Source organism: Alistipes sp. (assembly GCF_048465575.1).
In the GTDB taxonomy this organism is placed as follows: Bacteria; Bacteroidota; Bacteroidia; order Bacteroidales; family Rikenellaceae; genus Alistipes.
The window spans coordinates 1-22229 of the sequence record NZ_DBFWLG010000023.1 but is presented as its reverse complement, the minus strand read 5'-3'; the positions used below and the strand labels follow the sequence as shown (position 1 = coordinate 22229).

The following is a 22229-nucleotide window of genomic DNA, read 5'->3' as shown; positions in this document are numbered from 1 at the left end:
CAATTATGAAAAAACTCTTGACGAAAGTTCAACGGCTGTGCGCCCTCGCCCTGACGGCGGCACTGCTGCATGCGGGACTTGCCGTCGCCCAAAACGCCGGGGGGGGGAATTTTACCTTTTCCGGCACCGTAACCGGTGACGGGCAGCCGCTGGTCGGTGCGACGGTAACCGAGCCCGGCACCTCGAACGGCACGGTCACCGACGCGGACGGACGGTTCACGCTCAAGGTCTCCAAAAGGGGGGCCGAGGTGCAGGTCTCGTTCATCGGCTATGTGACCCAGACGCTCACGGCCAACGCCGATGCGCGGAAGATCGACCTCAAGGCCGACGCCCAGCAGATCGACGAGGTGATGGTCGTGGCCTACGGCACGATGAAGAAACGCGACATCACGGGCGCCGTGGCGTCGCTCTCGTCGGACGCGCTGGAGCGCAAAATGGCGGCCAACGTTTTCGAGGCCATGCAGGGCCAGGTGGCCGGCGTACACATCACCGCCGGTTCGGGCCAGCCGGGCGAGTCGGCCACGGTCAACGTGCGCGGTATCTCGACCTTTTCGGCCGAGGGCGTGCGGCCCCTCTACGTCGTGGACGGCATCCCGATGGAGGACATCGACGGCATCAACAACTCGGACATCCTCTCGGTCGAGGTCCTCAAGGACGCCGCTTCGGCCGCCATGTACGGTTCGCGTTCGGCCAACGGCGTCTTCCTGATCACCACCAAGGGCGGGCAGGAGGGGGCGCCGCGAGTCGATCTGAAATACTACCACTCGTGGAGCCAGCTCTCGCACAAGCTCCCGCAGGCCACGCGCGCCGACCGCCGCACGTACGACCTGAAGCGCCGCGCCTATTTCCTCCAGAACAAGCTCGGCACGCCCGACGAGAGCTGGATGATCATCCAGGACTCGCTCAACGCGGCGTTCAACGTCGACAACGACTACCAGGACATCCTCTTCCAGTGGGGCCAGAAAGACCAGGTCGACCTGAGCGTCTCGGGCGGCACGAAGAAGATGAAATACTACGGCTCGACGGGCTACTACAACGAGCGCGGTATCGTGCCCAACACCGGGTTCCAGCGCCTGACGGCCCGCATCAACGCCGACTACACGGCCACCGACTGGCTCACGCTCCACAGCCGCATCTCGCTGGGCTACTCGCAGAAGAACGGCATCAACGAGGGCCAGCTCATGACGGCCATGCTCTCGCGCCGCCCCTATTTCAACCTCTACTATCCCGACGGTTCGCTGGCGGGCGTGTTCCAGGGGCAGAAGAGCCCGCTGGCGCAGGTCAAGTACACCACCGACCGCACCGAGTACTACAAGGCCAATTTCTACCAGGGTTTCGAGATCAAGCTGGCCAAGGGGCTCACGTTCCAGACCAGCATCAACGCCAACCTCTACCTCGACAAGCGCAACCGCATCTACCCGAGCCTGATTACCGACGAGTGGCAGAAGAGCAACACGGGCTACTCGGTCGACAACCTCAACTGGAACTGGCTCAACGAGAACGTCCTCACGTACAAGAACAAGTGGGGCGGCCACAATTTCGCGGCCACGGTCGGCTTTACGGAGCAGCAGTGGCGCACCGACCGCAACGTGCTGTCGGGCATCAACTCCTCGTCGGACTACCTGGTGACGATGAACGCCTTTGCCGCCAACCTCATTCTGAGCGAGACGGGCGCGTGGCAGCAGAACCACTCGATGGCCTCGATGTTCGCCCGCGTGAACTACGACTACGAGTCCAGGTACCTCATCCAGGCCACCGTGCGCCGGGACGGCTCCTCGCGCTTCTCCAAATCGAACCGCTGGGGCAATTTCCCCTCCGTGTCGGCCGCGTGGCGCCTCTCGGACGAGCGCTTCATGAATTTCTCGCGCCGCGTCCTGGACGACGCCAAGGTGCGCGTGAGCTGGGGCATCACGGGTAACGAGCAGATCGGCAACTACGACTACCTCTACTCTTACGCCACGGGCGACATCTACGACGGCATCGGCGGCGTCTACCCGGCGCGCCTGGCCGTGGACGACCTGCGCTGGGAGGAGACGCGCCAGATGGACGTGGGTCTCGACCTGAGTCTCTTCGGCAACCGCCTGACCGCGACGGCCGACTACTACGACAAGTACACCGACGGCCTGTTGGCCAACCTCGAACTGCCGAAAGAGTCGGGCTTCGGAACCATGCGCACCAACGTGGGCGAGGTCCGCAACCGCGGTTTCGAGCTGACGGTGGCCGGCGACCTGGTGCGCACCAGGAATTTCCGGTGGAATGCCTCGTTCAACATCTCGCGCAACTGGAACACCATCGAGAAGCTCTCGGGCGGTGAGCCCTATCTGGAGGGCGACCTGTGGTGGATGCAGGAGGGCGGTTCGATCGGCGATTTCTACGGCTACCGCCAGATCGACATCTTCCGCTACGACGAGTCGAACGCCTTTACGCCCGGCGACTGGCGCCAGCTCACGCCCGTCTTCGAGGGCGGCGCGTTCCGCGGCTATCAGCTCGACGGGGCGCCCTATCAGGGCGACGTGATGCAGAAGAAACTGCCCAACGGCAAGCCGTTCCGCGGCGGCGATGTCAACTGGGACGAGGCGCCGGGGGCCCGCGACGGGGTGATCGACGAGAACGACCGCATGGTGCTGGGTAACGCCCTGCCCACCTACACGGGCGGCCTCTCGACGACGCTGACCTATAAGAATCTGAGCCTCTTCGTCTCGTTCTACTACTCGTTCGGGGCCAAGATCTACAACGACGCCGAGCACCAGCGCAACATGTTCAAGTACTCTTCGACGACCCCATCGCCCCACGTCATCAATAACATTTGGGTCAACCAGGGCGATCGGGCGCTCTACCCGCGTCCCTACAACGACGAGTACAACAACGCCCGCTACGCCAACTCGTTCTACCTCGAAAAGGGCGATTTCATCCGCCTGCAAAACGTGCGCCTCTCGTACGACCTCCCGGAGCGGTGGCTGGAGAAGCTCCGCCTGAAAGGCCTTCAGGTCTACGTCTACGCCAACAACCCGCTCACATGGACCGCATACAGCGGCTACGACCCCGAATTCTCCTCTCAGAACCCGCTGCGCATCGGCAAGGACTCCTACCGCTATCCCCACAAGCGGGAGTTCGGTCTGGGCGCGAACCTCAAATTCTAAACGACCATGAAAAACAGCTTTCAGATATTTGCCGCCGCGCTTCTCACGCTGAGCCTCACGGCTTGCGAGGGGTTCCTCGACGAACAGCCCGTGAGCGAGGTTCCCGCGGATGAGATGTGGCAGACCTCGCGCGACGCCAAGGCCGGCGTCAACCAGATCTACGGCTATTTCCGTACGGCCATGCGCGAAAACTATTTCTACTGGGGCGAGTTCCGCTCCGACGATTTCGAGCACGGCGCCTCGTCGGCCGCCGACCAGCAGCGCGTGATCGACAACCAGCTCACGACCGACCACCGCTGCACCAAGTGGACCGACCTCTACAAGGTCATCAACCAGGCCAACCTCTGCATCAAGTACATCGGCGGGATCGACACCCCGTCGGTAGCCGAGCGCAACGACCTGCTGGGCCAGGCCTACGGCATGCGCGCCCTGGCCTACCTCTACGCCGTGCGCGTGTGGGGCGACGTGCCGCTCTTCACCGACCCCAACGAAAAGTACAGCGACGCCATTTACCGCGAGCGCACCGACCGGGAGTACATCCTGCGCGAGGTGATCGTCGAGGACGCCAAAAAGGCCGAGTCGCTCATCGACCGCACCAAGAACAAGGAGCGCAAGCGCATCTCGGTCTACGGCGCATGGGCCGTGCTGGCCGACGCCTACATGTGGCTCGGGGAGTACAACCTCGCGGACCAGACCATCGAGAAGATGAAGGCCGACCCGATGTTCATGGCGTTCGAGCCCGGCATCGACACCTGGAAAAAGATGTTCACCGAGGAGTTGAACGGCAAGGCCAGCGACAACACTCCCGAGAACGACGACTACTCGACCAGGGAGTTCATTTTCGTCGTCCATTTCAACATGGACGAGGTGGGGACCAACGGCTTCAGCTACATGTACCAGTGGTTCACCGGGTCGGGCAACCGTGCGGCGGTGGTCTCCCAGAGGCTGCGCGACAAATACGAGGAGGGCGACCTGCGCTTCCCGCTCGTGACCAAGGAGTACCAGGCGGGCTGGGAGCTGCGCAAGTACATCCCGGGCGACATCTCCTCGACGCTCAACAAGACGTGCCAGGTGGCCTACCCGATCTACCGCTATTCGGACATGCTCCTCTTGCAGGCCGAGGCGCTGGCCCGCCTGAGCAAGTGGGAGGAGGCCCTCGACCTGGTGAAGATGATCCGCACGCGCGCCGGACTGACGACCCCCGAGGCGGCCGATTTCGGCACCGAGGAGGAGCTGGTGGATTTCATCCTCGACGAGCGCCAGCGCGAACTGGTGGGCGAGGGGCGCCGCTGGTTCGACCTGGTGCGCACGGGACGCTGGAAGACGGTCATGCAGCCCGTCAACGGCATGTCCGAAGAGGGCAACGAGCTCTTCCCGATCCATTTCTCCCACCTGGACCAGAACCGCAAGCTGACCCAGAATCCCTACTACACGCAAACCAACTAAAACACCGACAACCATGTTCAAGCATATATTGAGAAAACTCTGCCTCGCGGCTGCGGTCCTCCTGACCGCCGGCTGCGGCGACATGGCGCTCCAGACCGACGCCGATTACGACGGCTCGGTGCTCGATCCCCATATTCCGATGACGGCGTGGGAGTATTTCGAGACGCGCGAAGATATTTTCGGCCAGTTCATGGCGGCCGTCGAGTACGCCGGCATGAAAGAGTACTACACGCAGACCGAACGCCAGTACACCTTTCTGGCGCTGACCGATGCGGCCATCGGCTCCTACGTCAGCAGTCTGGGGTTCAGCCAGATCACCGAATGCCCCGTCGAGGGGGTGCGCGATCTCTTGCGCTACCACATCGTCGACGGCTTTTACAGCGGCTACGGCGAACTGCCCGTCGAACCGATCTTCGTGCTGACGTTGCTGCGCGGCGAAGAGGGGCTGATGACGCTCCTCACGCGCAAGAACCCCTGGATGGCCGACGCCGGCAAGGTGGTGGTGAACAACACCGGAAGCAACGGATCGTCCCCGATGCGGCTTGCCGTCAGCTCGAACATCATGCCCACCAACGGCGTGATCCACGTTTTCGAATCCTATTGTTACTACAAGAAATAAAACGATTGCCATGAACAAGAGAATATGGATGCTCGTGCTGGCCGGACTGTGCGCCGTGGCGTTCACCGCGTGCAGCGACGAGGAGGGGATCGACCCCTCGTCGGCCGAGCCGACCGTCACTTACCCCTATGACAAACTGGTGGCCGACCTGAACATGGCCGACAACCTGCCCGTTGTGGCCGTCGTCAAGTCGGCGGCGGGTCTGCGGAGCGTGTCGCTCACCATCCGCACCCACGGCGGCGACGAGGTGCCCGTGGTCACCGAGACCGAGTTCTTCAACCGCCACAGTTACAGCCTCTCGGAGCGGGTCAACTACAAACCCGACTACATGGAGGCCGTGGTCGAGGCCGAGGACCTGCTGGGCCGCCGGGTCGAGACGAAGCTGCCCATCGAGATCATCGACGTGGTGGAGCCCCCGTTGATCGTTTTCACGCCCGAGAGCTGGTCCTACGACGAGACCGTGGGCGGCGAGATGGAGAACACGCATTTCGTCGTCACGAGCGCCGTGGCGCTCAAGAGCATCGAGATGTTCCGCGTCACGCAGGAGGGCCAGATGCAGTACGGCGGCACGGTCACGGGCGGCGACACCGACCCGTGGGTGCGCTACGAGTTCGACGAGCTGATCCGCTTCGGCGAAACCGACCGCAGCTTCAAGGTCAAGGCCACCGACTCCTACGACCAGGTGCGCATCGTCTCGCTGCCGGTGAAATACAAGACCGTGCCGCCGCCGACCGTCGTGCCCGCGAGCGAGACCCTTTGGGCCGATAAGGACGAGGCGAAAGCCGTGGCGCTGGAGATCGAGTCGCTGGCCGGCGTGGTGAAAGTCGAACTGTTCGCACAGCGCGGCAAGACGTTCGACGCGGAGCCGCTCATGACGAAGAACTACGACAAGCTCAAGACGCTCTCGTTCGCCGAGACGGTTGCGTTCACCGACGACATTTCGGGTATCCGCGCCGTGGTGACCGACAACGTGGGCCGCTCGACAAGCGTGACGATGCGGGCCGTGGTGGGGATGGAGCTGGCCGAGAACGTTGTGATGGGTGCCAAGGGCTACGCCGACGGCAACGCCTCGGCTCCGGGTATCTTTTCGTTCTTCTCGCTGCGCTACATGCAGGGCCTCGCCCTGTCGGAGATTTTTGCCCAGAAGACCGATACGAGCGTCGACGCCGATTTCCTCTTCTACGACATGAACGGCAACGTGCGCATCTATTTCCCCGGCGGAAACAAGGCCAACGAGTATACGTGGAGCGGCGGCACCTCCAAGGACCTGCCGCAGGTGCAGACGCGCTACCAGCTGCGCAACGACCTCGATTTCGAGAACGCCACGGCGGCCGAGATCACCGAAAAGGTCATTGCCGGGCAGGTGACGACGGCCGAACTGACCGCCCTCCAGGCGGGCGACGTGATCGCGTTCAAGACGGGCGGCAAGTCGTCGGCCGGCGGCAACCGTGTGGGACTGATCAAGATCGAGGCTTACGAGCGCAACAAGAACACCTCGCTCTCGACCGTCACGATCTCGGTGAAATTTCCCAAAAAATAGTCCAATCATCTCTTTCGGGAGTTCTCCGGGCCAACGGTGCCCGGAGAATTTCCGGTTTTTCAACCCGCTGAACCCGATATGAAACCGCATGGAATGATTTTTCTGGCCCTTTTCGCGCTCGTCGCCTCCGGGGCCGGGGCGCAGAACGGCAAAAAGGTCTACGCCGACTACCACGGCGTGCGCTACACCCGCGCCCACGACGGCAAGCTGGGCCGCTGGGAGATGCACGGCGACACGCGCCGCTCGGCGACCGGCCGCGAGCGGCTCTGCTACAACGCCGATTTTCAGGACTCGACGGGTCGCCACGACATCGCTGCGGTGGCCTACCCGGCGGTGGGCATGCAGTCGAACCTCGACCCCGACTACATCGAATACCAGATTCTCGCGGCCAAGACGGCCGGAATCGACGGCTTTCTGATCGAGTGGGGCTTCATGGAGCACGAGAACGACGTGCTTCTCCGGGCCATGCAGACGGTGGCGGCGCGCTACGGCTTCGAGATCGGCGTCAACTGGTGCGACGGCTGGCTCTACTACGACTGGATCACGCGCCTCCACCCCGAAATCTCGACCCGCGAGGCCAAGACCGAACATTACGCCCGCTGCTACCAGTATCTGGTGGATCGGGTGCTGACGGGTCCCGCGGCGCCGACGGTCCACGGCCGTCCGCTCTTCTACCTCTTCGGTCCGGGCGCCACGCCCGCCGAGTATGCGTCGGCGGCGGCGAAAGTGCGGCTGCCGGAGGGCATGCCCCGGCCCGCCGTGCTGCGCCGCTGGGCCGAGTGGGGCAAGCTCGACCCGAGCGGCCGCTACGAGCCGGTGCGATGGAGCGATGAGATCGGGCAGTGGAAAGCGCTGGGGATGATCCCCACGCCCTGGCTGCCGGCCCGCGTGCGGGAGATGGACGCCGCGCACCCCCATTGGGACCACTACGCCGAGCCGGACGATGCGATCCGGTTCCTCGAACCGTTCCGCGACTCGGTGTGGCGGAGCGCCGACCCGACCTACACGCTCAAGGCGGGCTTCGTCACGCCCGGCATGGACAACAGCGGCTGCGCCGGGTGGGGCGGACAGCACTACTACCTCATTCCGCGCGATGGGGGCCGCACCTACGAACGCATGTGGGAGTACACGCTGGCTTCGCGCGACAGCCTCGACCTGGTCTTCATCGCCTCGTGGAGCGACTACACCGAGGGACACGAGATCGAACCGACCCTCGAAAACGGCGACCGCGAGCTGCGTACGACGCTGCGGTATGCCGCGCAGTTCAAAGAGATCGCCGCCGACACGACGGGCCTGACACTGCCCGGCCGCCTCTTCGGGATGCGCAAGCGCAGTGCGTGGCTCGCGGCGGCGAGGCGCAAGACCGCGGCGGCCGACGCCCTGCTGGACGAAGCGGCGGCGGCCGTTGCGCGGGGCGATTATGGCGGGGCTTCCGAGACGCTCGCCGGGGCCGATGAGGCTTTGGCGGCGCTGGAGCGGACGCTCAAAATCCGCACGCTCGACATTCCCTCTGGGGAGCTGCGCCTGAGCAGCGAGGCGCGCCACGGGGTGTGGTCGGCCGATCCCGAACTGAAAGTCTACCTCCCGGAGGCCGCCACGCGCGAACTGATCGCCGCCCGCACGCACCGGGGTTACGTCGAGTTCGAGTATTTCGACGAGGAGCCGACCGACGAGTATGTCTACATCTACTCGCGCACCGAGCGGCAGCCCAAAGAGCTCTTCGCCACGGTGGCCAAATTCAAGACGTGCGGCACGGGCGCATGGCGGCGCGTGCGGGTCGAACTGGCCCCGGAGAATGTGCTCTACGCCACTACGCCGGGCTTTACGCTGCTCTTCAAGGGAAAACTCCGGTTGCGCGACGTGCGCGTCCACTATACCCTTGTGCGATGAGGCGCTTCCTTTTTCCGACGCTTGCGACGCTGCTGTGCGCCTGCGGAGGCCCCGTGCGCGAGGGCAATGCCTTTCGGTTCCGCGAGGGCGGAATGACGTATGGCGTCGAGTTCCGCGGGGAGCATACGGTGCGTATTCTCGTGCATCCCGACACGGCGCGGCTGGTCACGCGGCGGCTGGCGGTCGATACGGCGGCTGCGGCACCCGTCGCTGTGCGCTGTGCGTCGTCGAACGGCTGTCGGACGTTCGCCACGGCGCAGTTAGAGGTGCGCTTCGACCGCCGGACGGGTCTCTTCTCGTTTTGCGATGCCCGGAGCGGGGAGCTGCTGCTGGCCGAAACAGCCCGGCGCTTCGCGGCCGACACCGTGGGCGGCGAGGCGTGCTACGCCGTGGTGCAGCAGTTCGCGGGCGAGGAGGACGAATCGTTGTACGGCCTGGGCCAGTACCAGACGGGCACGGTGGACTGCAAGCGCGACACGGTGCTGCTCCTGCAAGCCAACAAGGAGATCGTCAACCCCTACCTGGTCTCCACGCGCGGCTTCGGCCTCCTGTGGGACAACTACTCCGCCTCGGAGTTCCGCGACCGGGGCGACCGGTTCGAATTCCGGTCGGAGGTGGCCGATGCCGTCGACTACTGGGTCGTGGCGGGCGGCGATCCGGCGGGGTGCGTGGCGGGCTACCGTGCGTTGACCGGGGCTGCGTCGATGCTCCCCAAGTGGGTTTTCGGGTTCTGGCAGTCGCGGGAGCGCTACAAGTCGTTCGACGAGCTGGAGGCCGTCGTGCGCGAATACCGCCGGCGGCGCATTCCGTTAGACGTGATCGTGCAGGACTGGGAGTACTGGGGCGACAAGCCGCACTGGAACTCGCTTACGTGGGACCCCGCGCGCTTTCCCGACCCTGCGGCGCGGATCGCGCGGCTGCACGAGCGGTACGGCGTGCGGCTGATGCTCTCCGTCTGGCCGGGCTTCGGGCCCGAGACGGCCGTCTACCGCGAGCTGGACGAGGCCGGGGCGCTCTTCGACGAGCGGACCTGGGCCGGCTACAAGGTTTTCGACGCCTACGATCCCGCGGCGCGCGACATCTTCTGGCGCCATTTCGAGCGGGGGCTGCTCCCGACGGGCGTCGACGGCTGGTGGATGGACGCCACCGAACCCTCGTTCCGCGAGGGCTTCACCCAGCGGCGGCAGGAGGCGCGCACCAAATCGGCCGGGCGGACCCACTGGGGTGCGTTCCACCGCTACCTGAACACCTACTCGCTGGTGTGGATGGGCGACCTGTACGCCCGCCTGTGGGCGGCGCAGCCCGAGCGACGGCCGTTCCTCTTCACGCGTTCGGCTTTCGCCGGGCAGCAGCGCTACGCGACGGCGGTCTGGTCGGGCGACGTAGTGGCCTCGTGGGAGGCGATGAAGCGCCAGCTGGCCGGGGGCGTCAACCTCGCGGCGTCGGGCTTTCCGTGGTGGACGTTCGACATCGGGGGCTTCTTCGTCTCGTCGAACGGCGGACAATACCCCCGCGGTCTCGCAGACCCCGACTACCGCAACCTCTATGCCCGCTGGTTCCAGTTCGGGGCGCTCGTCCCGATCTTCCGGGCCCACGGTACCGATGTGCCGCGTGAGGTGTGGCAGATGGGCGGCGAGCGCTCGGTGTGGTACCGCAACCAGCTCAAATACATCGATCTGCGTTACCGTCTGATGCCCTACATCTACTCCACGGCCTACGGCGTGGCCATGCGCGGCGAGTCGTTCCTCGAAGCCCTCGGCATGGCTTTTCCCGCGGACCGCGGGGTGCGGGCGGCCGACGACGCCTACCTCTTCGGGCCGTCGCTGCTGGTGCGGCCGGTCTTCGAGCCGCTGCCCGCGGGAGCCGGCCGGCAGCGGGTCGCAACCCGGCTGCCGCAGCACGCGGGGACGTGGTGGTACGATTTCGAAACCGGCGAGGCGCTCGCCGGGGGCTGCGTGGCGGAAAAGGCGTGCGACCTGACGGAGCTGCCCCTCTACGCCCGCGGCGGGTCGATCCTCCCGCTGGGCGCGGTGAAACAGTCGGTCGGGGAGGGTCCCGACCGCGAGCTGGAAATCCGCATCTATGCAGGCGCGGACGCCCGCTTTACGCTCTACGACGATGCCGGGGACGGCTTCGGCTACCTTGCCGGGGAGTGCGCGAAATGCACCCTCGACTGGTCCGAAGCCGACTCGACGCTGCACCTTTCGGCCCGCGAGGGGTCCTGGGAGGGCATGGCCGCGGTGCAGGAACTGACCCTGCGGCTCTACCGGCCCGGCGTCGAACCCGTCGGGAAACGGGTGCGCTACACGGGAGAGCCGCTCGACGTGAAATTTTAAGCAACCGACGATATGAAACTCTTTCGAACCGCTCTCTCTTTGGCCCTGCTGCTCGTTGCAGCCACGGCCTCGGCCTCCCGCGTGCAATACACCGTCAACGATGCGTGGCGCTTCGCCAAGGGGTCGCCCTGGAACGCCCACCTGCCCGCGGCCGACGACTCGGCCTGGGAGGTGGTCGACATCCCCCACACGTGGAACGCTGCGGATGCCGACGACGACACACCGGGCTTCTACCGCGGTCCGGCGTGGTACCGCAAACACCTGACGCTGCCCGCCTCGGCTGCCGGCAAGCAGGTCTACCTCGCTTTCGAGGGGGCCAACCAGGTGACGCGCGCCTGGGTCAACGGCCACTACGCCGGGGAACACCGGGGCGGCTACACGCGCTTCGTCATCGACATCACGCGCTGGGTCGTGCCCGGAGGCGAGAACCTCGTGGCGCTGGAGGTGACCAATGCCCACGATCCGAACATCCCGCCCCTGTCGGCCGACTACACCTTTTTCGGGGGCATCTACCGCGACGTGAGCCTGCTGGTGACCGACAAGGTGCACGTGGCCCCCACCGACCTGGCTTCGTCGGGCGTCTACCTCACGACTCCTGCGGTCTCGGCCGACGAGGCGACCGTCGAGGTGCGCACGCTCGTGGCCAACCGCCGTGCGGAGCCCGCCCGGGTGCGTGTCGAGCACCGCATCGCGGGGCCCGACGGCCGCGAGGCGGCCCGCGTGACGCAGACCGTGGAGGTGGCCGCGGGGGAGGTCGCCGAGCAGCTGAGCCGCCCCATCCGGATCGCAAGGCCGCACCTGTGGGACATCGACTCGCCGAACTTGTACCGCGTCTCGACGCGCATCCTCACCGAAGCGGGCGAGGTGCTCGACGAGGTATCCAATCCGCTCGGCTTCAGGTGGTTCGAATTCGATCCGGACAAGGGTTTCTCGCTCAACGGGCGGCCCCGCAAGCTGATCGGCACCTGCCGCCACCAGGACTATCTGGGCCGTGGCTGGGCGCTGACCGACGCCATGCACGAGCGGGACCTGCGCCTCTTGAAAGCGATGGGCGGGAATTTCCTGCGCGTGTCGCACTACCCGCAGGACCCCGTGGTGCTGGAGCTGTGCGACCGGCTGGGGATCGTGGCGTCGGTCGAGATTCCGGTGGTCAACGCCGTGACCGAGACGCCCGAGTTCCTCGACACGGCCGTGGGCATGGTCCGCGAGATGATCCGTCAGGACCGGAACCACCCCTCGGTGGTGATCTGGGCCTACATGAACGAGGTGCTGCTGCGCGAGCCCTACAAGGACGAAGAGCGCCTTGCGGCGTATTACAAGGCCGTCGAGCGCGTGGCCCGGGCGCTGGAGGCCGCCTGCCGCGAGGAGGACCCCGCGCGCTACACGATGATGGCGTTCCACAACGCTCCGGACCGCTATGCGGCGGCGGGGCTGACGCGCATCCCGATGATCCAGGGCTGGAACCTCTACCAGGGGTGGTACGAACGTGATATAACCGAGTTCGAACGCATCCTCGACCGCCTGCACGCCGAGTACCCCGGCCAGTCGCTGCTGGTGACCGAATACGGCCCCGGGGTCGATCCGCGCCTGCATTCGTACGCCCCCGAGCAGTTCGACTTTTCGCAGGAGTACGGCCTCGTCTACCACCGCCACTACCTCCGGGAGATGCTCCGGCGGCCCTTTGTGGCCGGGTCGTCGCTCTGGAACCTCAACGATTTCTACTCCGAACCGCGCGTCGACGCCGTGCCCCACGTCAACAACAAGGGAATTACGGGCCTCGACCGCGAGCAAAAGGATACCTACCTCTTCTACAAGACGCTGCTCGATCCTGCGCCGCAGCTGGCGATCGGCAACCGCATGTGGCGCAACCGCGGCGGCGCGGACCGGGGCGACGGCCGCTCGGTGCAGTCCGTGCCGGTCTTCTCGAACCAGCCGTCGGTGACGCTGCGGGTCAACGGACGCAAGGTCGCAACCGAACGAACCGAACAGGGGGTGGCCCTGTTCGCGGTTCCGTTCGTTGCGGGCGAAAACCGGTTGGTGGCCACCGCCGGCGCGCTGACGGACGCGCTGACGGTCGATTTCCGGCTGGCCAAGGCGTCGCCGCGGGAGTTTACGGAGCTTAACGTCATGCTCGGCTCGCCCCGCTATTACGACGACCGCACCGAAGGGCTGGCGTGGATTCCCGAGCAGCCCTACGCGCCGGGCGGCTGGGGCTATGTCGGCGGGCGCGTGCTGCGCCGTGCGGGTACGGGTTACTTGGGGTCGGCGGCCGACATACTGGGCACCGACGATAACCCCCTCTTCCAGACGCAGCGCGTAGGGATCGAGGCGTTCCGCGCCGATGTGCCCGACGGGCACTACTCCGTCTACCTCTACTGGGCCGAACTGGATGCCCCCGCCGAGCGGGAGAAGCTGGCCTACAACCTCGGGGCGGACGATACGGGCAGCGCCTACCGCGGCCGCCGCTTCGACGTGGAGGTCAACGGCGTGCGCGTGCTGGAAGATTTCTCGATCGCCTCGGAGGTCGGGTTCTCGCGGGCGCTCGTCCGCAAGGTGGAGGTGCCGGTCGAGGACGGCGAGGGCATCCGCATCGATTTCAGGCCCCGCGAGGGCGAGGCGGTGTTGAACGCCATCCGCATCTACCGCAACCGCTGACGCCATGAGACGCATCCTCTTGTTGCTCTCGGTGCTGGCTGGGACGCTGCGGACGGCAGCCCAGACCGATACGGTTTACGTCCCTTACTCGGCCCGCTACACGCCGCCCGTCGAATGCACGGGGGACGACGGGCGCTGCGTGCGCCTCGAACCGCGCCGCATGCGCCGTGATACGCTCCTCCGGGGCGGGGTCTGCTTCGTGCGCCTCCCGCGTTTAGTGCTCTTCCTCTGCATCGGCCAGTCGAACATGGCGGGGCGGGGGAGGTTGGACAGTGCGGCGCGCGGGACGCTGCCGGAGGTCTTTCTGCTCAACGACGCGGGGCGGTTCGAGCGGGCCGCGGAGCCGCTCAACCGCTATTCGACCATCCGCAAGGAGCTCGGGATGCAGGGGGTGGGCCCGGCGGGGAGCTTCGCCGCCAGCTATGCCGCCCGGACGGGCGCGCCGGTGGGGTTGGTGGTCAACGCCCGGGGCGACACGTCGATCGAGCGATGGCTTCCCGGGGCCGAAGCGGGCTATTACGACCAGGCCCTGCGGCGCATCCGCGCGGCCCTTGCGTGGGGCGATGTGGCGGGGGTGCTGTGGCACCAGGGCGAGGCCGACGTGCGCCATCCGGAGCGCTACGAGGCTCGTTTTCGCACACTGGTCGAGCGCCTGCGCGCCGATATAGGCGATCCGGCGCTTCCGGTCGTTTTCGGGGAAATCGCCCGCTGGAACTGGACGGGCCGCGCCGAGGGGACCGAACCGTTCAACACGATGCTGCGCGCGGTTGCGATTCCGCAGGCGGTATGCGTTTCGTCCGAGGGGCTGGAGCCCCTCAGGGACGAGAGCGACCCCCATTTCTCGGCGGCGAGCCAGCGCGAGCTGGGCCGCCGCTACGCCGAAGCGATGCTCCGGCTGCTCCATCAGGATAAACACTAATATGCAGATAATGAAAAAATCGACCTTTTTACTGGCCTGCTGCCTGGCGGCGGCCTGCACCGACGAAACCCCGGCCGAACAGCCCGCCGGACCGTGCGACAAACCCGAATACAGCTATTCGGCCGTCGAGTACCGCAAGTGGCAGAGCTCGGGATTCAAACCCTGGACCACGGCCGATGCTGCCGAGACCCGCACCGTGGCGGGCATGAACTGGTTTTCGCCCGTCGATTTCCACGTCGAGACCCCGTGGGGCGGGCGGCTCGACTACGGCGCGCCCGAGGCGGTGCGGGGCGCCGCGGGCTTCTTCCGCGTGGCCCGGGCCGACGGGCGGTGGTATTTCCTCGACCCCGACGGCGGGGCGGTGATTCTGCGCGGCACGCAGCACGTGACTCCCGGCGAGTCGGACGAGCACAAGGCGGCGTTCAACAGCCGCTTCGGGAGCCTCGAAAAGTGGAGCGCCGAGACGGGCGCGCTGCTTGCCGCTGAGGGCATCAACTACATCTCGTGGGGCGCCAAGCGCATCGAGCCGTTCCCCGCGGAGGTGCGCGAAAACCTCCTCTCGCCCGGCGGCCGGAAGATCGCCTACGGCGAGAACCTCTACCTGCTGCGCACGTTCATGTGGGACATGCGGCAGAACCTGGGTTATGCGTTCGAGGACGGGACCTACAACCGGCTGGTGCTGGTGTTCGAACCCACGTTCGAGCAGTACGTCACCGACCTGGCGCGCGAAAAGTGCGCCCTGTTCGCCGGCGACCGCCATTTCGTGGGGTACTACCTCGATAACGAGCTGCCGTTCGTCGCCTACGAGAACAACGACCCGGTCCGGGGCGTCGAACTGGCGCATTTCCTCGCGCTGCCCGACCGCTACCGGGGCGCCCGGGAGTTCGCCGGGGCGTTCCTGCGCGAGCGGGGCATCGCTTCGGCCGAAGCGATCACGGCGGCCGACCGCACGGCGTTCCGCACGGCCGTGGCCGAGCGCTACTACGAGGTGACGACCCGCGCCGTGCGCAAGGCCGACCCCGAGCACCTCATCCTCGGCTCGCGCCTGCACGACTGGAGCAAGTACACGCAGGGGGTGGTCGAGGCGTGCGCCCGCTACTGCGACGCGGTGTCCGTCAACTACTACGCCCGCTGGCAGCCCGAGCCCGACTACATGGCCAACCTCGCGGCGTGGTGCGGCGAGCGCCCCTTCATCGTCTCGGAGTTCTACGTCAAGGGCGACGACGCCACGTACCGGGGCAAGCCCTATGCGAACCTCGACGGCGGCGGCTGGCTCGTCCGCACGCAGCGCGACCGCGGGGCGTTCTACGAGAATTTCTGCCTGCGTCTCCTCGAAACGCGCTGTTGCGCGGGGTGGATGCATTTCGAGTACTGCGACAGCTACGGCGGCCAGACGGCCTCGAACAAGGGGCTGGTCTCGGTCGAATACGTCCCCTACACCGAGTTCCTCGGCAGCCTCAGGCTTCTCCACGCCAACCTGTATGCGCTGGCGGGGTACTACGATGATAAGGTGAAAGGTGAAAGGTGAACTTTGCGGGTAAGCGAGCGCAGAGGCTGCTTGCAGGCTATGCCGAGCGTGAGCAAAGTCAAGCCGCCGTTAGGCGGGTTAAAGGTGATCTTTGCGGCTAAGCGAGCGCTGGACTGCTTTGCAGGCTATGCCGGGCGGGGCAAAGTCAAGCGGCTGAAAGCGAGAAGCGCCCAACCGAACGAACGAACAAAGGCCACCCCTTGTTCGTTCGTTCGGTTGTTCGGGCCTTCGGCCGGCGTAAAACGGCCGTTTGGAGGGTGGCGGGGCGGATGCTATCGGGTTCGGTTTCTGCGCTCTTCAGAGATTCTATGCTTCCGCTTTTGCGGTCCGCAGCCAGCGGAGGAGTGCTCGAAGCCGACAGGCTGCGTGCAGTCCTCCGCATCCGGGGGCTGCGGACTGCCGCCGCTTGCAGCGGCGAGTTCTTTGTGATTCCCGCGACCACGCCTCAGCCCGCGGAGCGGTCTCTGCACTCGCTTACCCGCAGTTAAGCCTGCTGCGCAGTCTTCTCCTCCTTGCGGCTCGGCATAGCCTGCTGGGCAGCCTCTGCACTCGCTCGCTGCGTCGGTTCACCTTTCACCTTTCACCTTTAACCCGCCTAACGGCGGCTTGACTTTGCTCACGCTCGGCATAGCCTGCAAGCAGCCTCTGCACTCGCTCAACCGCAAAGTTCACCTTTCACCTTTCACTTTTCACCTTTCCCGTCCCCGCGGGGCCGCAAAAAAAAGTGCATGGTTCTTGCTGCCGGTGCCGGAAAAACAGGATCGCCATGCCCACCGTCGCCGCCGTTTCGACCGTCGAACTCCCGAACCGAACCTCCCAGCAGGCGGTTCGGGAGTTCGCCCGAAAACTCTTCGCCCCCGCATTCCCGGACATCGACCGCCTCCTGGGGGTCTTCGACCATGCCGGGATCGAGAGGCGCAACCTCTGCAAGCCGCTCGACTGGTATATGCAGCCCCACACCTTTGAGGAACAGAACAACGAATACATCCGCCTGGCGCTCGACTACGCCGTCGAGGCGGCCGAAAAGTGCCTCGCGGCGGCCGGGGTCCCGAAAGAGGCGGTTACCGACCTGGTCTTCGTCTCGACGACCGGACTGGCCACCCCGAGCCTCGACGCGCTGGTGATCGACCGCATGCGGCTCAGCCCCTATACCCGGCGCATGGCCCTCTTCGGCCCGGGCTGCGCGGGCGGCGTGTCGGGCGTGGCCAAGGCGTGCGCGCTGGCTGCGGCCGATCCCGAGGCCGTGGTGCTCTTAGTGGCCGTCGAGCTCTGCTCGCTCACGTTCCTCAGAAGCGATCCGGGCAAGAGCAATTTCGTCGGTTCGTGCCTCTTCGCCGACGGGGCGGCCGCGTGCCTCGTAACGGGCGACGCAAGCCGCCGGGCCGGGCCGCACGGCGCGCGCTTCGTGGCGGCGGGGAGCCGGCTCTACTACGATACGCAGGAGGTGATGGGCTGGGATTTCACCGACCGGGGGTTCAAGGTGCGCTTCTCGCCGGGCATTCCGGCGCTGGTGCGGGCCCATGTGCGGGACGACGTGACGGCGTTTCTGGCCCGGCACGGGCGGGCGTTGTCCGACCTCGACCACTGCATCTTCCACCCCGGCGGCCGCAAGGTGCTGGCCGCCTACGAGGAGGCGCTGGAGCTCGCCCCCGACGCCCTGCAAACCACGCGCGGCGTGCTCCGGGACTACGGCAACATGTCGAGCACGACGGTGTTGTACGTCCTCGAGCGCTTCCTCGACCGCCGTGCGGCGGGCTGCGGGCTGATGATGGCCATGGGGCCCGGCTTTTCGAGCGAGATGCTCCTGTTGGACCTGAACCCCTGACGCGATGTGTTTCGCCCTTTTTCTCCTCTTCGTGCTCCTGCTCCGGCTGGGCGAACTGCTCCTCGCGCGCCGCAACGGCCGCTGGCTGCGGCAGCACGGCGCCGTCGAATACGGCCGCGGGCACTACCCGCAGATGGTGGCGCTGCATACGCTCTTCTTCCTCTGGCTCGTCGCGGAGTACCTCTCCGCGCCGGTGAGAGGGTGCAGCGTGCCGCTGCTCATGCTCTACCTCGGTCTACTGGCGTTCAAGGCGTGGGCCGTCCTGTCGCTGGGGCACTACTGGAACACGCGCATCTACCGCATCCCGGGCGCGAAGCTGGTCTGCAAGGGTCCCTATCGCTTCCTCAGGCACCCCAACTACCTGGCGGTCGCGGGCGAGATTTTCCTCATTCCGATGATCTTCCACCTCTATGCGACGGCCGTCGTCTTCACGCTGCTCGACGCCTGGATGCTGCGCGTGCGCATCGCCGCGGAGAACCGGGCCCTCGACGAGCCTGCCGGGCACGAAAAAACCGGGATACCTGTTTTATAACAGGCCGTCCCGGTTCGTTCGTTCGTTCGTTCGTTCGGCGGCAGCGGTCAGTCGACGCTCTCGACCATATCCACCTCCGTGACCGTCCAGTCGAAGAGGTCGCCGGCGCACTCGCGCTCCATGCGGCGGATCTGCGACCGGTCGGTGGTGTCGGCCACCACGGCGTTGAAGAACTGCGTCATCGTCTGGTAGGCCGTGTTGACCTTGTAGGCGAAACAGTTGTAGAACTGGCGCTGCTCTTCGTGGTCGAGCCCCTCGGGCAGCACGCCCTGGGCCACCAGGTAGGAGTAGGGGTAGATGTGGCGCATGTTGCGTGCGTCGGCATTCAGCTCGTCGACGATCGTTTCCACGACCACCACGTCCACCGTGTCGGTGGCGCCGGGCATCTGGACGAAAGCCGTGTAGACCGGGTAGGAGCCCTCCAGCTGGCCGGCCACGTCGTCCGTGAAGACGACGAACTCCTGGTCGGTCAGGTCGTCCAGGTAGACCATCTGGCGGTAGCTTTTGAGCGATTCGCGCATGGTTTTGCGCTGCTCGTCGTTCCATTGGCGTTTCTGGGAACAACCCGTGAAGCCCGCCGCGAGGAGGCAGAAGAGGGGCACGCAGAGGAGAATTTTTTTCATTGTTTACCTTGATTTTGGTTTACTTGGGTGGGGCCCGCAATCCGTGTGCCAAAAATTTTCACTACATTTGCCGCATGGACCTCATCGCGCTGCGCAACTACTGCCTCTCGCTCCCCCTGACCGAGGAGTCGACCCCTTTCGACCAGACCACGCTGGTCTACAAGGTCGGGGGCAAGATGTACGCCTGCACCGACATGGCGGCGTTCGAGGTGGTGGCTGTCAAGTGCGACCCCGACGAGGCCGTCGCCCTGAGGGAGCGCTACCCCGAGATCGACGGCGCCCGCCATTTCGACAAGCGCCACTGGAACGGCATCCGCACCGACGGCGACCTGCCCGACGCATTCATCCGCCAGCAAATCCGCAACTCCTACCTGCTGGTGCTGCGGCAGAACGTCACCCCGCGCGCCCGGCGCGAAGAGATTCTGCGTTACATTGCCGAGCACGGACTGCCGGAGTAAGTCCAGGTGAAAGGTGAAAAGTGAAAGGTGAAAGGTGAAAGGTGAAAGGTGAAAAGTGAACTTTGCGATTAAGCGAGTGCAGTGGCTGCTTGCAGGCTATGCCGAGCGTGAGCAAAGTCAAGCCGCCGTTAGGCGGGTTAAAGGTGAAAGGTGCTCTCGATCCCAGAGCCAGTCAAGGGGTTGCAGGGTTCGCAAAGAGTTCGCCTCGGGCAGCTCAGTCCGCAGCCAACCCGGGCGGCAGACGCTCGTTTGAGGACTTTCGCGTCGATTTTGCGCTCCCCGGTTTTGCGGTTCGCAGCCAGCGGCGGGCGTAAGACGCCCGTTCTATGGGCGACAGGCTGTCCGGTCGCTTTCGAGCCGGTTCCGCGCTCCCCGGAGGTTAGTCTGCGGAAGATTCCTCGCATCCGCTCGGAATGACATTTCACCTTTCACCTTTCACTCGCCCTCCCCGAACAACCGAACGAACGAACACAGGCCCACCCCCTTGTTCGTTCGTTCGGTTGTTCGGTCGGGCGTGTCCCCCTCTGCGAACGCCGAACGAACGCACAGAGGCCACCCCTTGTTCGTTCGTTCGTTCGCGCGTTCGGCTGGACGTGTCCCGCTTGGACGGCTTGGACTCACCGCTCGGTATAGCCCGCGGAGCGGTCTCTGCGCTCGCTTACCCGCAAAATTCACTTTTCACTTTTCACCTTTCACCTTTCCCCGCCCTGCCCAGCCCCGCCCTCCCCGAACACGCGAACGAACGAACACAGGCCCACCCCTTGTTCGTTCGTTCGCGTGTTCGCGCCGCATGCCGCAAAAAAAATCGAAAAAAAATGCGTTTACCTCTTGACAAAGGGGCTCTTCATGTTGTATATTTGTATCGTGCACATCTCTATCCGCGGGTAATCCAATACTCGTAGTACCCACTGGTTGTATAGTATACAAGTAGTACCCACTTGCCGAATCCCATCCGTGGTATCCCGTTCCCGTAGAATCCCGCTTGTGGTATCCTGTTCCCGTAGAATACCACCTGTGGTATCCCGTTCCCGTAGAATATCGCTTGGGGCGACTGTACTCTAAAAACGCATTAATATTATTGATTATGAAAGATTTACCGCTGGCCGGAGTTGTAGACCCCGGCAACGACCCCTATTTGGCCTACCTGCAATGTACGGCCCTTTGGCTCGAAGCCGCACGGCTCAACCCCTGGATCGACGGCTTCAAGCTGCACCTGCGCCAGGAGCCGCTCTTCAACCACTATTTCGACCTCGATTTCACCCTTTTTTACGGACACGACGACTATGCTCGAAGAAGAATTGCGCGCCGTTTCAACGGCCTTGTATAACCCCTACCAGGGGAGGCAGGCGCCCGCCTGCGACTACGAACCCTATGTGATGGACCTTAGCCGCCGGATCGCGGAACCCGTCCCCGTGGTGCGGTGGAACGGCATGATCGTCGGCTCGGAGGGCAACCTCTCGGCCGTGGTCGGCGAAGCCAAGTCCAAAAAGACCTTTCTCGCCTCGGCCGTGGCCGGGGGTGTGCTCTCCGCCTCGGACTACATGGGTTTCGGCGCCCAGCCCGGCCGGGTGCTTTGGATCGATACCGAACAGGCCGATACCCACGTGCTGCGGGTCATGCAGCGCGTGCACCGCATGGCGGGATTCGACCTCAAGGTCAACGAGGACCGTTTCTGGACGCTTGCGCTGCGCGAACTGGCGCCCCGCGACCGTACCGAGGTAGCTTTTGCAGCCATCGAGCAGCTGCGTCCGCGGCTGGTGGTCGTCGACGGCATCGGCGACTTGCAGAACAACACCAACGACCTCGAAGAGAGCGAGCGGATCGTCTGCGACCTGATGCGTATCTCCTCGCAGCTGTCGTGTCACATCCTCTCGGTGCTCCACACCAACCCCAACTCGGACAAGGCGCGCGGACACACCGGTTCATCGCTCCAGCGCAAGGCCGAGACGGTGCTTTACGTCCGCCGTGCGGGGGAGGTGACGGTGGTCGAGCCGCAGTTCTGCCGCAACGAGCCGTTCGACCGCTTCGCTTTCCGCATCGACCGCGAGGGGCTGCCCGTCGAGTGCGATCTGCCGCAGACCGGTCCGGCCGGCGAGGACCCGTGCGTCACGCTGCTGCGCGACGAATTGGGGGGCATGGCACAGCGGGCGCTGCTCACCACGCGCCTCTCGCAGCAGATGGACTGCTCGGTCGACGCCGTGCGCATGCGCATCACGCGGGCCATCCGGGCGGGGCGGCTGAGCCTCTCGGAGGACGGCCGCGAGGTGTCGATACCGTGGTGACGGGGCCGGAGGGGCCTCCGGGACGGTTGCGCTCTCTCCGCCCCGGAGGCGTCGGAACCGGCTGCCGCCCTCAGAACGGACCTCTTGGGTCCGGGGAGCGTAGAACGGGCTCGAAAGCGACTGGACCGGCTGCCGCACATAAAACGGACCTTTCAGGTCCGGCGAACGGGCGAACGAACGAACAAGGGGTGGGCCTGTGTTGTTCGTTCGGCGTTCGCAGAGGGGGACACGCCCGACCGAACACGCGAACGAACGAACAAGGGGTGGGCTCTGTTCGTTCGTTCGCGTGTTCGGGGAGGGCGAGTGAAAAGTGAAAGGTGAACTTTGCGATTGAGCGAGGGCAAAGACCGCTTGCGGGTTTTGCCGAGCGTGAGCAAAGTCAAGCCGCCGAAAGGCGGGTTAAAGGTGAACCGACGCAGCGAGCGAGTGCAGAGAC

General features: G+C 65.2%; 15 protein-coding genes. 14 read left to right on the top strand and 1 reads right to left on the bottom strand.

Translation table 11 applies throughout. The features are described 5' to 3' along the window. The first annotated feature begins 5 nt into the window (after positions 1 to 5). From ACMQ11_RS07125 to ACMQ11_RS07075, 11 genes are all read left to right on the top strand, one after another. Complete coding sequence (locus ACMQ11_RS07125; protein WP_418992074.1) at positions 6 to 3140, top strand: SusC/RagA family TonB-linked outer membrane protein; 3135 nt, start codon at positions 6 to 8, stop codon at positions 3138 to 3140. A gap of 6 nt (positions 3141 to 3146) precedes the next feature. Then, positions 3147 to 4586, top strand: coding sequence for a RagB/SusD family nutrient uptake outer membrane protein (locus ACMQ11_RS07120; protein ID WP_418992073.1), 1440 nt, complete (start codon positions 3147 to 3149; stop codon positions 4584 to 4586). A 13-nt stretch (positions 4587 to 4599) separates the two neighbouring features. Then, the gene (locus tag ACMQ11_RS07115) at positions 4600 to 5205 is read left to right on the top strand and encodes a fasciclin domain-containing protein (RefSeq protein ID WP_418992072.1); all 606 of its coding nucleotides are present in this window, start codon (positions 4600 to 4602) and stop codon (positions 5203 to 5205) included. 10 nt (positions 5206 to 5215) lie between these two features. Beyond that, positions 5216 to 6745 (top strand): hypothetical protein, encoded by a 1530-nt coding sequence (locus ACMQ11_RS07110; protein WP_418992071.1) that lies wholly within the window; start codon positions 5216 to 5218, stop codon positions 6743 to 6745. A 78-nt stretch (positions 6746 to 6823) separates the two neighbouring features. Further along, positions 6824 to 8635, top strand: coding sequence for a hypothetical protein (locus tag ACMQ11_RS07105; protein WP_418992070.1), 1812 nt, complete (start codon positions 6824 to 6826; stop codon positions 8633 to 8635). Then, on the top strand, positions 8632 to 10971 hold the full coding sequence (locus tag ACMQ11_RS07100) for a TIM-barrel domain-containing protein (protein WP_418992069.1): 2340 nt from the start codon (positions 8632 to 8634) through the stop codon (positions 10969 to 10971). Before ACMQ11_RS07105 ends, ACMQ11_RS07100 begins: the two co-directional genes overlap by 4 nt. A gap of 12 nt (positions 10972 to 10983) precedes the next feature. After that, positions 10984 to 13626: a glycoside hydrolase family 2 TIM barrel-domain containing protein gene (locus tag ACMQ11_RS07095; protein ID WP_418992068.1), complete on the top strand. Its 2643-nt coding sequence runs from the start codon at positions 10984 to 10986 to the stop codon at positions 13624 to 13626. Between the two features lie 4 nt (positions 13627 to 13630). Further along, positions 13631 to 14545, top strand: coding sequence for a sialate O-acetylesterase (locus ACMQ11_RS07090; protein WP_418992067.1), 915 nt, complete (start codon positions 13631 to 13633; stop codon positions 14543 to 14545). 10 nt (positions 14546 to 14555) lie between these two features. Next, positions 14556 to 16073 (top strand): hypothetical protein, encoded by a 1518-nt coding sequence (locus ACMQ11_RS07085; RefSeq protein ID WP_418992066.1) that lies wholly within the window; start codon positions 14556 to 14558, stop codon positions 16071 to 16073. A gap of 766 nt (positions 16074 to 16839) precedes the next feature. Beyond that, complete coding sequence (locus ACMQ11_RS07080) at positions 16840 to 17898, top strand: type III polyketide synthase (RefSeq protein ID WP_418992065.1); 1059 nt, start codon at positions 16840 to 16842, stop codon at positions 17896 to 17898. Between the two features lie 4 nt (positions 17899 to 17902). Further along, complete coding sequence (locus ACMQ11_RS07075; protein ID WP_418992064.1) at positions 17903 to 18430, top strand: isoprenylcysteine carboxyl methyltransferase family protein; 528 nt, start codon at positions 17903 to 17905, stop codon at positions 18428 to 18430. Positions 18431 to 18477: 47 nt separating this feature from the next. Here ACMQ11_RS07075 and ACMQ11_RS07070 read toward each other — a convergent pair whose 3' ends face one another. After that, positions 18478 to 19053 (bottom strand): hypothetical protein, encoded by a 576-nt coding sequence (locus tag ACMQ11_RS07070; protein WP_418992063.1) that lies wholly within the window; start codon positions 19051 to 19053, stop codon positions 18478 to 18480. Positions 19054 to 19127: 74 nt separating this feature from the next. Here ACMQ11_RS07070 and ACMQ11_RS07065 point away from each other — a divergent pair, with 74 nt between their 5' ends. The 3 genes from ACMQ11_RS07065 (at position 19128) to ACMQ11_RS07055 (ending at position 21793) form a co-directional block, all read left to right on the top strand. Next, positions 19128 to 19511 carry an MmcQ/YjbR family DNA-binding protein gene (locus tag ACMQ11_RS07065; protein ID WP_418992062.1) on the top strand — a complete coding sequence of 128 codons (384 nt, stop codon included), beginning with the start codon at positions 19128 to 19130 and terminating at the stop codon, positions 19509 to 19511. A gap of 1084 nt (positions 19512 to 20595) precedes the next feature. Then, on the top strand, positions 20596 to 20838 hold the full coding sequence (locus tag ACMQ11_RS07060; protein ID WP_418992061.1) for a hypothetical protein: 243 nt from the start codon (positions 20596 to 20598) through the stop codon (positions 20836 to 20838). After that, positions 20795 to 21793, top strand: coding sequence for an AAA family ATPase (locus ACMQ11_RS07055; RefSeq protein ID WP_418992060.1), 999 nt, complete (start codon positions 20795 to 20797; stop codon positions 21791 to 21793). Before ACMQ11_RS07060 ends, ACMQ11_RS07055 begins: the two co-directional genes overlap by 44 nt. Positions 21794 to 22229: the final 436 nt, after the last annotated feature.